The following is a 13,017-nucleotide window of genomic DNA, read 5'->3' as shown; positions in this document are numbered from 1 at the left end:
ACCGGCGGCGCCGTCATGCGCCCAGCCATCCACCCGAGAACCCGGCGCGTGTCAAACCGACGACGATCGGCTTGCAGCGCCGCATAATGTTCCACAGCAGGCCGCTCCTGTAGTTTTCGATCATCAGCACAACCGGACCCTGGTCAATGCCGAAGTGATACGGACTGACCCACCAGCCGGTCGGATTGCCTTCCACGGCGTAGGTCTGGTTGAACGACGGCTTGAAGCCGTAGAGCCGGGTCATGCCGAGCTTCATGCGCGCGAAGTTCCAGACGGTCGGGATGACGATCTCCGGCGCGAACGGCAGCGAGGCGATGACCGCCCAGGGCGAGACCGTTCCGTCGTCGGGCCCGAACGGGGCGCCGCGGGCGATGTAGTCGAAGAATTGCCGGTCGACGCCGCCGATGCGTCGCGTTGTCCAGCCCGGCCCGTCGCTGGCGGTGAACCCCCAGCAGTGTTCGCCGTAGCCGACGAAGTTGAGCGGATTGCGGATCGCGTATTCCTGCTGCACGAACGTCGCGTGCCGGCTGTTGCGGAAATAGTCGCTGTCATGTTCCCGCATGAACGCGTCGCGGATGCCGCGAAAGTCGATCCACAAGTGCGACAGCTGATGCGTGAACAGCGGGCCCGAGTAGAGCAGTTCGCGACCGTAGAGGTTTCGCCATTCATAGCTCTCGGTGTAGGCGGCATAGGCCTCCGGCGGCAGCGGATGCGTCGGCGATCCGAGGCCGAGGATGTAGAGCAGCAGCCCCTCGTCATAGCCCCGCCAGCGGTAGGGGATGAAGCCGCTTTCCGGCCGCCACCCATGGGTCAGCGTCGGCCCGTAGTCACAGGCCCAGTTCCAGTCCGCCCGTTCGTAAAGGGCGTTGGCGAGACGGCGGATCTCGACCTCTTCCAGGGTATCGCCGTCAAAGTAGGCCGCAACCGTCAGCGCGCCGGCGAAAAGAAACGCCGAGTCGATCGTCGACAGTTCGCAGTCCCAGACGCGGCGGCCGGTTTCGATGTCGAGGAAATGATAGAAGAAGCCCTTGTAGCCGGAGGCGTCCGGTTCAGGTCCCTGCGGGTACTCCAGCAGAGACTCCAGCCGCCGACGTGCGATCTTCCCCGCGAACTTGCGGATGATGACGCCGCGTTCCACCAGCACCGGGATCGTCGCCAGAGCCATGCCGATCGCGGCGATGCTGGCGGGCGCCTCCGGATCGGTCTTGTCGCGAACCAGCCCGTTGTCCGGATTGGTGCAATTCAGGTAGTACAGCACCGTCGTGAACTGGAGGCGGGCGAAATCCAGGTCGGTCGGCATCCGCTTCAGTTCGGGGTCCGTCGACAGCAGTTCCGTCATGGCCGGCCGACCATCAGTTTGACAGCCTGGTTGCGAGCGCCGCCCGCAAGCGGCGTTCCGCAACGCCGTTGCGCCGCTGTCGGTGCAATGGCGTCGCGGTGCATGGCGCCTGCAACTCTGCCATTCGTTCGGACCATCCGATGGATCCCTCGATCGGTGCGTACACGGTTTGCAGGCTTGGGCTCAGCGCCTAGGCATTGTCGCCTTCCGTCGACGTCGCCCCCTTCCCTGCGTCGGTACCCCTGACGCCCCATTTCCAGCCGCTGATCGATGGCATGTCGTCGCCATGCTCCTCGATGTACTGGCGATGCTCGATCAGCTTGGCCTGGATCGCCTGCTTGAAGTAGGCGGCGCGGGCTCCGAGCTGCGGCAGGCGATCGATGACGTCGCCGACCAGGTGGAACCGGTCTAGGTCGTTCAACACCACCATGTCGAACGGCGTCGTGGTCGTGCCCTCCTCCTTGTAGCCCCGGACATGCAGGTTCTTGTGGTTGGTCCGGCGATAGGTCAGCCGGTGGATAAGCCAGGGATAGCCATGGAAGGCGAAGATGATCGGCTTGTCCCGGGTAAACAGCGCATCGAAGTCGCGGTCCGACAGGCCGTGCGGGTGTTCGCTCGCCGGCTGCAGCTTCATCAGGTTCACCACGTTGATTACCCGCACCTTGAGGTCCGGCAGGTGTTCGCGCAAAAGCTGCACCGCCGCCAGCGTCTCGAGCGTGGGAACGTCGCCGCAGCAGGCCATCACCACATCCGGCTCGCTGCCCCGGTCGCTGCTGGCCCACTCCCAGATGCCGAGCCCCATGGCGCAGTGCCGGACAGCCTCGGACATCGTCAGCCACTGCGGCGCCGGCTGCTTGCCGGCGACGACGACGTTGACGTAGTTGCGGCTGCGCAGGCAGTGGTCGGTGACCGACAGCAGCGTGTTTGCGTCCGGCGGCAGGTAGACGCGAACCACCTCGGCCTTCTTGTTGACGACGTGGTCGATGAAGCCTGGGTCCTGGTGGCTGAAGCCGTTGTGGTCCTGCCGCCAGACATGCGAGCTGAGGAAGTAGTTCAGCGAGGCGATCGGCCGGCGCCAGTGGATCTCGTTGCACACCTTCAGCCACTTGGCGTGCTGGTTGAACATCGAATCGATGATGTGGATGAAGGCTTCGTAGCAGGAGAAGAAGCCGTGGCGTCCGGTCAGCAGGTATCCCTCCAGCCAGCCCTGGCATTGATGCTCGCTGAGCACCTCCATGATGCGGCCATCCGGCGAGAGGTGATCGTCCTCGGGATAGATCTCCGCCATGTAGCAGCGGTTCGTCACCTCGAGCACGTCCTGCCAGCGGTTGGAGTTGTTCTCGTCGGGGCTGAACAGCCGGAAGTTCTTGTCGCCGAGGTTTTCCTTCATCACGTCGCGCAGGAATTTTCCCATCACCCGGGCAGACTCCGCCGTCGTCGCGCCGGGGCTTGGGACCTCCACCCCGTAGTCGCGAAAGTCCGGCATCTTGAGGTCGCGCAGCAGCACCCCGCCATTTGCATGGGGATTGTCGCTCATGCGGCGGCGCCCGGTCGGCGCCAGCGCCGCCAGTTCCGGCCTGAGCCTGCCGTTTTCGTCGAAGAGTTCCTCGGGGCGATAGCTCTTCATCCACTGTTCGAGGATGTGGATGTGTTCGGGCTTGTCCATGTCGCCCATCGGCACCTGGTGGGAGCGCCAGTAGTCCTCGCATTTCTTGCCGTCGATCTCCGCAGGGCATGTCCAGCCCTTCGGCGTGCGGAAGACGATCATCGGCCATGCCGGGCGCTTGAGGTTGCCGTTCTGGCGGGCCTCGGCCCAGATGTCCTTGATTTCGGCGACGATGGTGTCCAGCGCCTCGGCCAGTTCCCGGTGCACCTCTTCGGGCTCATGGCCTTCGACGAAGTAGGGCTTGTAACCCATGCCTTCGAGGTACTTCTGCAGCTCGTCCCTCGGAATGCGGGCGAGGTAGCACGGGTTGGCGATCTTGTAGCCGTTCAGGTGCAGGATCGGCAGCACGCAGCCGTCGCGGGCCGGGTTCAGGAACTTGTTGCCATGCCAGCCGGTCGCAAGCGGCCCGGTCTCCGCCTCGCCGTCGCCGACGACGCAGGCGACGATCAGGTCCGGATTGTCGAACGCCGCGCCATAGGCGTGGCTCAGCGCATATCCGAGCTCGCCGCCCTCGTGGATGCTGCCGGGCGTCTCCGGCGCGACATGGCTTGGAATGCCGCCGGGAAAGCTGAACTGCTTGAACAGCCGCTGCATGCCCTCGGCGTCCTGGCTGATGTTCGGATAGAACTCGCTGTAGGTGCCCTCCAGATAGGCATGGGCGACCAATGACGGCCCGCCGTGGCCGGGGCCGATCACGTAGATCATGTTCAGGTCGTCGCGCTTGATCACCCGGTTGAGGTGGACGTAGAGCATGTTGAGCCCCGGCGACGTTCCCCAGTGGCCGAGCAGGCGCGGCTTGATGTGCTCCCGCTTCAACGGCTCGCGCAGGAGCGGGTTGTCGAGCAGGTAGATCTGCCCGACGGAGAGATAGTTGGAGGCCCGCCAATAGGCGTCCAGCAGCCGAAGCTCGTCCGGCGACGGCCCGGTTGCCGCCCCCGCTTCGTCCGCCACCGCTCCGGCCACTGCTGCCGTCTTGAGTGAAACCATCTCAGCCTCCCGAACACGATGAATTTTTAAAATCCGCTCCAGGCCGCCAACTGCTCGGCAGCCGTGCATCAGTGCAGCCGCATGACGATGCGGCCGTCGATCTTTCCCTCTTCCATGCGGCGGAAGATATCGTTGATGCTCTCGAGGGCTTCCCAGGAAAAATGCGAGGCGACCTTGCCTTCCGCAGCGAACTGCAGGGATTCCTCGAGGTCCTGGCGGGTTCCCACGATCGACCCGCGCACCGTCAGGCGTTTCAGGACCGTTTCGAACACCGGCAGGGCAATCCTTCCGGGAGGCAGGCCGACAAGCACCATCGTGCCCTTCGACCGCATGAACCCGTAGGCCTGCTCCATGGCTGCGGGAGAAACCGCCGTCACCAGCGCGCCATGGACGCCGCCGCTCGTGGCCTTCTGGACCTGGGCTACGGCATCGTCTGCCGTGCCATTGACCGTGACGTCAGCGCCGAGTTGTTTTGCCAGCGCCAGCTTGTCGTCGAATATGTCGGCGGCGACGACGTTCATGCCCATGGCCTTGGCATACTGCACCGCCATGTGCCCCAGCCCGCCGACGCCCGAGATCGCAACCCATTCGCCGGGGCGGACTTCCGTCTCCTTCAGGCCCTTGTACACGGTGACGCCGGCGCAGAGAACCGGAGCGGCAGGTCCGAATTCCAGCTGGTCGGGAAGCATGCCGACGAAATCGGGATCGGCCAGGCCGTATTCGGCGAACGTGCCGTTCACCGAATATCCGGTATTGGATTGCGACGCGCACAGCGTCTCCCAGCCGGTGCGGCAGTAAGGGCAGTAGCCGCAGGCGGTGTGCAGCCATGGCACGCCGACCCGGTCCCCTTCCTTGACGCGCTTCACGCCCGCGCCGACGGCGGCGACGAACCCGACGCCCTCGTGGCCCGGGATGAACGGCGGGCTCGGCTTTACCGGCCAATCGCCGTTTGCCGCGTGCAGATCGGTGTGGCACACACCGGTCGCTTCATATTTTACGAGTATCTCGCCGGCCGCGGGGGTCGGAACCGGCATCTCCTCGATCACGAGCGGCGTGCGGAACCGTCGAACGACCGCCGCCTTCATCGTCTGTGCCATCTTGATCCTCCTCCCATGATCGGCGACCTCATGCGGTCGCGCCCCCATGGGGCGGCTATCGCGGATAGGGATCGGGGAAGTGCTCGACCACGCCCCTGACGCCGCGCACGTTCTCGGCCAGCAGGCGCGCGGCCCTCCGGCAACCGGCCGTCTCGACATTTCCCCAAAGGTGCACGATCCCGTCGCTGACGGTGGCCGTGACATTGAGGCCTTCCAGCCCGGTGTTGTCGCCGAGCCGGGCAAGAACGCTGCGGCGGATCGCGTCGTCGCCGGCCGGCAGGTCGTCCTGTCGTGCCGAGAGGACGGCCTGGAGAAGATCCCAGCGACTGATGATGCCGACCAGTTCGCCGTTGCGCAAAACGGGAAGGCGCTTGATGCCGCGCTCGTGCATGATCCGCGCAGCCCGCGTCACCGACGCATCCTCATCGATGCTGACGGGGTCGGGCGTCATCGCGTCGCCCACCCGCCAGGAGCACCGCTTCACATAGGCTGCCGCGATTTCGTCAGGAGCGAGCCCGGTGTCGGCTGGCGACGGGGTCCCGCTGCACAGTTCCGTCCGCCGGATCAGGTCGCCCTCGCTGATAATGCCGACCAGCTGCCCCTGGTCGTCGACGACCGGAACGCCGCTGACATTATTGTCGAACATCATACGGGCTGCCTGTCTGACGCTGTTGTCAGGCGATATGCGCACGACCCGTGTCGTCATTACGTCCTTGACGTGCATGCGCGCTACTCCGGCCTGATACCGTGACGAGCGGCGCTAGAGTAACCCGAGCGGCCGGGTTCGACAACCGCTCATCGCCCCTGCGGAGACATCCAGCGAAGCGGAACGCTGCGGTCGGCCGATCGGCGCAATCACAAGCTCGCCGGGGTGGCGACCCTTCACCCGCCGGTGCCGGGCTATCCTTGCTCAGACGATTTCGTGTGCGGCAAACAGGCTTCTGTAGACGTCGCTTTCGCGCTGCAACGTCTCATGCGTTCCGACCGCCACGATCCGCCCGGCTTCCACGACGATGACCTTCTTGGCACTGAGGATGGTGGAGAGCCGGTGAGCGACCGTTATCGTCGTCTTGTTTGCGCTCAGTTTCTCGAGCGCGGCCTGCAGTTGCTTCTCGGTATCGCCGTCCAGGGCGGAAGTCGCTTCGTCCAGCAACAGGATCGGGGCATTCTTCAGGAAAGCACGGGCAATGGAGATCCGCTGGCGCTGGCCGCCGGAAAGATTGGCGCCGTTGTTGCCAACGTCGGTCTCCAGCCCGTGGGGCAGCTTGAGGACGAAATCCAGCGCCTGGGCCGCTTCGAGCGCCGCCAATATGTCCTCCTCGGTCGCCGACGCCTGCCCGAAGGCGACGTTTTCCCGGATCGACCCTGAAAAGAGGAACGTGTCCTGCGCCACATAGGAAACCGAATCGCGCAACGACTGCAGCGTCACGGTGCTGATGTCCGTGCCATCGATCAGGATGCTGCCGTGAGAGGGGTGATACATGCCCATGATCAGATTGATGATCGTGGACTTGCCAGCTCCGGATCGGCCGACGATGGCAATGCGCTCGCCCGGCGTCACCGAGAATGACACGTTGCTGATCGTCGGGACGCCGGCCTTGTAGGAGAAGCTGACGTCCTGAAACTCCAGCGCGCCGGCGTTGGCCACCAATTGCCCGGTGCCCTCTGAGACCTCCAGTTTGCCATGATCGATCAGATTGAAGGCGCGCTTGACCCCGACAAGCTCCCGCTGAAGCTGCACGTTCAGGTTTCCAAGCCGCTTGGCCGGGTCATAGGCAAGCAGGAAGGCCGTGATGAAGGCCATGAATTCGCCGGGTGTCTTGCCGTTATTGATGGTTTGCCAGCCGGCGTAAAAGATGAAGAAACCGATGGTCAGGCCGGCCAGGATATCGAACAGCGGGCTGGTCAGGGACGAAACCCGGATGAGCTTGCCCTGTCGCCGCTCCATCTTCACGATCGCGCCGGTGATGCGCTTGTCCATTACCGGTTCAAGGTTGAAGGCCTTGACCACGCGGACACCCTGAAGCGCTTCGACGCCGACGACGTTCAGCCCGGCAACCATGTCGGCTTCGGCCTGCGACAGGTTCTTCGTTTCGCGGATGATTCGCGACACCCCCCACACGATGACGGGCGCAATCGCGAACGCGAACAGGCTCATGACCGGATCCTGGACGATCATCACGGCGAGCAGCGCGATCACCGTCATCAGGTCGCGCGCGAGATTGGTCGTAACAAGGACGATGGCATTACGGGCGTTGCGGGCGGAGTGAATGACGCGGGACACCGCGCCGCCCGGATGCGCGGTGTAGTCCATCAGACGCAGCCGTATCAGCTTGTGAAACTGGGCCTGCTGCAGCCTGGCGATCAACGCGCAGCCGATCGTGCCCATCAGGACGGTCTGGCCGTAGCCGGCAATGCCCTTGACGATGAAGGCCAGCATGATGGCGCCACCGACGGCCCACACGGCTGCGCGGTCCCCGTCCACGAAGATGCTGTTGACCATCGACTTGCTCAGCCACGCGACCGAACTGGTGGCCAGCCCGACGAGCACCATGCAAAAGATCGCGAGAAAGAACTTTTTCCGATGTTCGAGGCCGTACTCGACGATCAGGCGCTTGGTTAGTTGGAATGTTTCGTTGCGCGACAGAGCAGATGTAGGTTTTTTGTTCGCCAAGTTCGGACGGCCCTGATCAATTTTCGGGCAGTCTCTATCGGAAACGGCCAAGAGCGGCAAGCAATTTAGCCGACCCGGACCGGACCACAAGGCCGGTATCGGTGGCGCGGCCCGGCGTGGATTTGCCTGCGAGTGCCGTTCCCCCGGGGCCTGGGCGGGAAACCAGGGCGATTTGCCCGCGCGTCGCCGCCACCACCACGCCGACCCACAGCCGCGATGCCTGCGTGGTCGGAACAAGCATGGACGTCACCGATGCGAATCGCCTACCTCAGGCAGGGTGGCGATGAAGGCCCGGACCATCTCGGTCATGATCTCCGGCTGCTCGATTGAAGGAATGTGCCCGGCATCCTTGATCACCTCGTAGCGGGCGCCGGGAATGAGTCTCGCCATCGAGAGCACCACATCCGGCGGCGTCGAGCCATCCTGGTCGCCGACCACGCACAGGGTCGGCACGGAAATGCGCTTCGCCGTTTCGGTAAGGTCGGCATCGCGCAGCGCCGCGCAGGTGGCGGCGTAGCCGACCGCCGACTGGCGCGTCAGCATGTTGCGGTAGCCGTGATAGGCGGCATTCTCCGGACGCCGGAAGGCGGGCGTGAACCAGCGCTCCAGCACGGCGTCGGCAAGGCTCTCGATGCCCTTCGTCTCGACGCTTTCGATGCGGGCGTCCCACATCTCGGCGGTTCCGATCCGGTGCGCCGTATCGCAGAGAACCAGCGCTTTGACGAGGTCCGGGCGCTTTGTGGCAAGGCCCTGTGCAATCATGCCGCCGACGGAAAGCCCGCAGATCACCGCCCCCTTCACGTCGAGCCGGTCGAGCAGCGCGGCAAGGTCGAGCACGTGGTCGTCGATCGAATAGGGCACCTGGCCGAGATCCGATAGGCCGTGGCCGCGCTTGTCATAGGTGACGATCGGGAAATCGCCGGCAAGCCGCACCACGACATCGCGCCAGATGCGGAAATCGGTGCCGAGTGCGTTGGCAAAGACGATCACCGGCCGCCCGGCCGGACCGCCGATCAGCTGATGATGCAGGATCACGTTGTTGACGGTTGCGAATTGCACGGGCGTCTCCTTCCCTCTTTTTAGCAAATTGATCCCTCGAGCCGGTCAGGTAGAATGAGTCCATCCCAGCACTCCGAGCCTCGCCTCTGCCACATGCTCTCGGCGGCCGCTTCGGGCTCCAAGGGGTTGGCGAACGCGCACGACAGGACAGGTCGCCGGGAACGTTGCCTTCGGGATCTTCGTTATACCTGTCATCGCCGCACATCGCAGCCCGGCATCAGACCTAGGCAGGAGCACCGCCATGGGCGCAAGGAAAGATCGTCGAAGGGAGCAGGAAGCCGAAGGCGGCAGCGTGCTCAACCAGGTCGGCGCGCTGCCCTTCCGGCGCGACAAGGAAGGCAATATCGAGATCATGCTCATCACGACGCGGCAGACGCGTCGCTTCACCCTTCCCAAGGGCTGGAGCATGAAGGGCAAGAGCGACCGCAAGGCGGCCCGCATCGAGGCGAAGGAAGAAGCGGGCGTCGAGGGTACGATCGCCGGCAAGGCGGTCGGCAGCTACTTCTACTGGAAGCGGACGGAGCGCTGCTTCCTCCCGATCCGCGTCACGGTCTATCTGCTCGAAACCCGGCGGACGCTGTCCCGCTGGAAGGAGCGGCGCGCGCGATTGCGCAAATGGCTGCGCCCTGCCGAGGCCGCCCTGCTCGTCGACGAACCGGAACTCGTTTCACTGCTGCGCCAGGCTGGTGAGGACGGGCTGCAGAGCTAGTTCGCGCCCACTGGCAGCAAGCCATCCCGTGGACATCTGAACAATCCGAACTTGAGGCGGTGGCGACGCGAGGACCGCGTCCGGACAGCGCCGGCCCCGCAACGTTTTCCGGGGCCGGCAAATGGTAACCGAAGGGCTAAGCCCCGAACCCGGTGGGCTGGAACTTGACTTGCGCAGCCGAGGCGATCTGCTTCACCGCAGCGGTCTGCGGCCGCCCTGCCGCCGACATGCCGGCCTCGAGGCAGGCGGCGATGAAGGCCTCGCGGGCGACCGCGGAAGGCAGGGTCCGCCGCAGCGCTTCGCCGCATTGCTGGATCGCCCGCTCGTAGCGGTATCCGTGGCGGGTCGGCCATTCGTTCTGCAGGAAGTCCAGTGCGTCATAGACGCTCGCGAACGAGCGCTCGACGCCACTCTGCAGCCGGATACTGACGGGGACTGACCAGGGCATTTCCAGGGTGTACACGGTTGGCTCTCCTTTGCCGCTCGCTTCAGCCCGCCGGCGACGATGCGCCTGGCTCCATTTGCGAGCAGACTGTTGGGGGTATGCGGCCATAGAACTTCCATCCGCGGATCTTTGTTCCACGCGTCCGACCGCCGGATGCCGGAACATTTCAGCCGAACGCCGGTTGAGCCGCCGAGAGGCGCCGGTGGTCGGCGGCCCCAACCCGACGGGAGAACCGGAATGAACGATAAATCGGATCCGCGGGCGCCGCGGCAAAAGCCGCCTGCGGAAAAGGACGCACAAGGTCAGTTCAGGAAGACCCGGAAGGGTGCGACCAACGACGGCGTCTCGAGCGCCAAGCCGCGGGTGATCACCGGCAGCGACGACGCGACCGCAAACAAAAGACCCCCCGGAGCGCAGCCGGAGGAGGACTGGGACATCAATTTCGACGAGACCGAGCCGACCCGGCAGCGCTGATCAGTCCCGGGCGGCCCGTTGCATGGTTGCCTCGTACACGCAACGGGCCGCCGGGCGCCTGGCGGGCGAAACGCCCGCCAGGCGGATCACTTGACCGTCACCGTCTGTTCGTCGTCGCGCAGCCGGCCGCCGAAGGCTGCCGCGGCGCTGGCGATGAAAGCGCCGACGACGAGGGCGAGCGCCCCGAGCAGGGCCGCCGTCGCCGCCGTCTTACGGGCGGTATCGGCTGCCTGCTGCGTCTTGACCTTGGCCTCGTTCATCCGGGTCAGCACCTGGTCGACGCGGGCGGTTGCGTCGGCCTCGGACAGGCCGGTCCGCGCCGCGACCACGCGGTTCAGGTAGGCCCGGTCATCCGCGCTGACCTCGCCGGCGGCAGCACTCTGCAGCAGGATGCGCCCGACTTCCGCCGCCACCGCCTCGTTGTCACCGCTGTTGGGCGGCGGCGTGGGCGTTGAACCCGGCCGCAGCAGCGTATCGGTGAAGTAGCGTATCGACAGATCCGGACCGCCGCCGGCGGTGGCCGCCGAGGTGGCCGCCGTCGTGGCCGCCGCTCCGGTCGCTCCGACTGCAGCCGCCGCCGCCTGGGTGCCAGCCCCAAGGATCGACGCCAGCGTCGAGCTCATCAGCCAGGCGACGAAGAGCGTTGCGAGGCTCCAGGAGAGGAAGCCGTGCGCCGTGTCGCGAAAGAAGGTCTCGTCGGTGTGGATGCCCACCCATTTGGTCCGCAGCCGCCCGGTGATATAGCCGCCGATCAGCGAGGAGAGCCAGGAGACGACGACGAGCCAGGCGGCTGCCGAGGCGCCGATCGTGGTCAGCGAACTGTTCTGGCCCGCCCAGGGCGATACCATCGTCAGGCCGAGGCCCGATCCGACCAGCAGCAGCACCAGCGTCAACGCCGCGGCGGCGAGCGCCCCGGCGATGATCGCCGCCCAGCTGATCGCCGAGCGGGCCGATTCGTTGGCCGGCGCAGTTGTCACGATATCCATAGACATGGCCGCTCCTATCGCCAGAACAACAGCAGAAGGATGATGATCGGGATCGGAACGCCGAGAAGCCAAAGAAGAATGCCACGTCCCATTTTAACCTCCATTCGTCTTCCATTCACCTTGCCCTTTTTTCTGGGCGGCCGCGGCAAGGACGGTCGCCCTGCTTCAACAATGCAGCGGAAGGTTTGTTCCGGAACTGCATTACATCCTGTCGTGGTTGGACGGTTGCGGCGTCCGGATCGTCGATGCCGCTATGTCGCCCCACGGTTTGGAACTTTCCGTCCACCCCGCGGTTTCCCGAGGGTTGGCACATTCACCAGGAGGCAGGACCTTTGAGCAATTCGACCGACGGACGCGAGCCGCGCAGGCAGCCGCAGGAGCCGCCCGTGGAGTTGAGCGCCACGCAGGCCAGGCAAGGCTCGTTCGGCCGCCCCGTGGCACTCGTGCTCGGCGGCGCTCTGCTGCTGGCGCTGATCGGCTGGGGCGCTGTGGAGTATTGGGCGGAGGCACAGGATGACGCCGCCGAGGCGACGCGCAGCGAACCGGCCGTGCACAACTCACAGCCGAAGACGCAACCAAATACGCAGCCATCGAACGGCAGCACGGCCGAGACCGCCCCGTCATCCGAACAGAAGGCCGGCAAGGCTCCGACGGAACACGATCCGACCTATCAAACGGGGACCGGCGGCCAGTCACCGGTCACGACTCCAAACGGCACCCAGCGCTGACGAGGCGTGCGCCTCTTGTTGCCGCGGCAGATCGCAGACTCACCGCAGAAGACCTTGCCCCCCATCGATCCACAGCGGCGTGCCGGTGATGTGCCGCGCCGCCGGCGAGGCCAGAAAGAGGATGGCCGCGGCGACGTCGCGCGGAAGGCCCGGCCGGCCGTCGGTCACGGGAATTTCCCCCTCCGGCCAGATGACGGGGATTTCCGCCTCGTCCGTGTCCCGCCGCTCGGTGTTGTCGTCGATGTTGGTCTCGATCGCCCCGGGGCAGACCGCGTTGATCCGGATGTGCGCCTTGCCGAGTTCGAGCGCCAGCTGCTGCACCATTGCCAGCTGGGCCGCCTTGGTGGCGGCATAGGCCGTCGCGCCGGCCGAGGTGAAGGTACGGGTTCCGTTGATCGAGCCGACGACGACGATCGCGCCGCCGCCCGCCCGCTTCAGATGCGGCACGCACAGGTGCAGGGTCAGGTACGTCCCGCGCAGGTTGACGGCGATCGTCTGATCCCATTCGGACGGCTGCAGGTCGTCGATGGGCGCCCAGACGCCGTTGATGCCGGCATTGGCTATGACGACGTCGAGCCGGCCTTTCGCCGACACCAGCCGGTCGACCGCGTCGCGCAACTCGTCCTCGTGCGAAATGTCCGCCGCCAGCGTCTGGCACTTGCCGCCAAAGCTGTGGATTTCGGTTTGCAGCGTTTCGAGTTCGTCGATTTCACGGCTGAGCGCCCCGACCGATGCGCCCTGCCGCGCGAGTTCGATCGCCGTCGCCCGACCGATGCCCGAGCCTGCACCCGTCACCAGCGCCACTTTTCCGGAAAAGTCCATCGCCTCGCCTCCGCCGGGACTGAAACGCCAT

Annotated in this window: 12 protein-coding genes; 3 read left to right on the top strand and 9 right to left on the bottom strand. The window is 65.3% G+C overall.

The window, feature by feature from the left end:
- Positions 1-13 precede the first annotated feature (13 nt).
- The 6 genes from C7449_RS13310 to pcaD all read right to left on the bottom strand — a co-directional run bounded on the left by C7449_RS13310 (position 14) and on the right by pcaD (position 8,822).
- Positions 14-1,339: a glucoamylase family protein gene (locus C7449_RS13310; protein WP_108003300.1), complete on the bottom strand. Its 1,326-nt coding sequence runs from the start codon at positions 1,337-1,339 to the stop codon at positions 14-16.
- Between the two features lie 190 nt (positions 1,340-1,529).
- Positions 1,530-3,992 (bottom strand): phosphoketolase family protein, encoded by a 2,463-nt coding sequence (locus C7449_RS13305; RefSeq protein WP_170115887.1) that lies wholly within the window; start codon positions 3,990-3,992, stop codon positions 1,530-1,532.
- Positions 3,993-4,060: 68 nt separating this feature from the next.
- Positions 4,061-5,089 (bottom strand): alcohol dehydrogenase AdhP, encoded by a 1,029-nt coding sequence (gene adhP, locus C7449_RS13300; protein ID WP_108003299.1) that lies wholly within the window; start codon positions 5,087-5,089, stop codon positions 4,061-4,063.
- Positions 5,090-5,144: 55 nt separating this feature from the next.
- Entirely contained in the window at positions 5,145-5,813 is a 669-nt protein-coding gene (locus C7449_RS13295) for a CBS domain-containing protein (protein WP_108003298.1), read from the bottom strand.
- A 186-nt stretch (positions 5,814-5,999) separates the two neighbouring features.
- Positions 6,000-7,763, bottom strand: a complete 1,764-nt coding sequence (locus tag C7449_RS13290) for an ABC transporter ATP-binding protein (protein WP_108003297.1) — start codon at positions 7,761-7,763, stop codon at positions 6,000-6,002.
- 246 nt (positions 7,764-8,009) lie between these two features.
- Positions 8,010-8,822, bottom strand: coding sequence for a 3-oxoadipate enol-lactonase (gene pcaD / locus C7449_RS13285; protein ID WP_108003296.1), 813 nt, complete (start codon positions 8,820-8,822; stop codon positions 8,010-8,012).
- A 241-nt stretch (positions 8,823-9,063) separates the two neighbouring features.
- Between pcaD and C7449_RS13280 the strand changes: the two genes are divergently transcribed.
- Positions 9,064-9,531, top strand: a complete 468-nt coding sequence (locus C7449_RS13280) for an NUDIX hydrolase (RefSeq protein ID WP_170115886.1) — start codon at positions 9,064-9,066, stop codon at positions 9,529-9,531.
- 136 nt (positions 9,532-9,667) lie between these two features.
- Here the strand turns inward: C7449_RS13280 and C7449_RS13275 are convergent, their stop codons facing one another.
- Positions 9,668-9,979, bottom strand: a complete 312-nt coding sequence (locus C7449_RS13275) for a DUF982 domain-containing protein (protein WP_374828200.1) — start codon at positions 9,977-9,979, stop codon at positions 9,668-9,670.
- A gap of 234 nt (positions 9,980-10,213) precedes the next feature.
- Between C7449_RS13275 and C7449_RS13270 the strand changes: the two genes are divergently transcribed.
- Positions 10,214-10,450, top strand: a complete 237-nt coding sequence (locus C7449_RS13270; RefSeq protein ID WP_108003294.1) for a hypothetical protein — start codon at positions 10,214-10,216, stop codon at positions 10,448-10,450.
- A gap of 86 nt (positions 10,451-10,536) precedes the next feature.
- Here the strand turns inward: C7449_RS13270 and C7449_RS13265 are convergent, their stop codons facing one another.
- Positions 10,537-11,442, bottom strand: coding sequence for a hypothetical protein (locus tag C7449_RS13265; RefSeq protein ID WP_108003293.1), 906 nt, complete (start codon positions 11,440-11,442; stop codon positions 10,537-10,539).
- A gap of 326 nt (positions 11,443-11,768) precedes the next feature.
- On the opposite strand from C7449_RS13265, the gene C7449_RS13260 reads away from it, so the two are divergent.
- Entirely contained in the window at positions 11,769-12,164 is a 396-nt protein-coding gene (locus C7449_RS13260) for a hypothetical protein (protein ID WP_108003292.1), read from the top strand.
- 39 nt (positions 12,165-12,203) lie between these two features.
- On the opposite strand, the gene C7449_RS13255 is transcribed toward C7449_RS13260, so the two are convergent.
- Entirely contained in the window at positions 12,204-12,986 is a 783-nt protein-coding gene (locus tag C7449_RS13255; protein WP_108003291.1) for an SDR family oxidoreductase, read from the bottom strand.
- Positions 12,987-13,017: the final 31 nt, after the last annotated feature.

It is taken from the genome of Mycoplana dimorpha, from assembly GCF_003046475.1.
GTDB lineage: Bacteria > Pseudomonadota > Alphaproteobacteria > Rhizobiales > Rhizobiaceae > Mycoplana > Mycoplana dimorpha.
This window is presented reverse-complemented; position numbering and strand designations above follow the sequence as displayed.

Bases quoted from the DNA above. Each gene is read 5' to 3' on its own strand.
- adhP (WP_108003299.1), bottom strand. From the start codon at position 5,089: ATGGCACAGACGATGAAGGCGGCGGTCGTTCGACGGTTCCGCACGCCG.
- C7449_RS13265 (WP_108003293.1), bottom strand. From the start codon at position 11,442: ATGTCTATGGATATCGTGACAACTGCGCCGGCCAACGAATCGGCCCGC.
- C7449_RS13310 (WP_108003300.1), bottom strand. From the start codon at position 1,339: ATGACGGAACTGCTGTCGACGGACCCCGAACTGAAGCGGATGCCGACC.
- C7449_RS13270 (WP_108003294.1), top strand. From the start codon at position 10,214: ATGAACGATAAATCGGATCCGCGGGCGCCGCGGCAAAAGCCGCCTGCG.
- C7449_RS13295 (WP_108003298.1), bottom strand. From the start codon at position 5,813: ATGCACGTCAAGGACGTAATGACGACACGGGTCGTGCGCATATCGCCT.
- C7449_RS13305 (WP_170115887.1), bottom strand. From the start codon at position 3,992: ATGGTTTCACTCAAGACGGCAGCAGTGGCCGGAGCGGTGGCGGACGAA.
- C7449_RS13275 (WP_374828200.1), bottom strand. From the start codon at position 9,979: ATGCCCTGGTCAGTCCCCGTCAGTATCCGGCTGCAGAGTGGCGTCGAG.
- C7449_RS13255 (WP_108003291.1), bottom strand. From the start codon at position 12,986: ATGGACTTTTCCGGAAAAGTGGCGCTGGTGACGGGTGCAGGCTCGGGC.
- C7449_RS13280 (WP_170115886.1), top strand. From the start codon at position 9,064: ATGGGCGCAAGGAAAGATCGTCGAAGGGAGCAGGAAGCCGAAGGCGGC.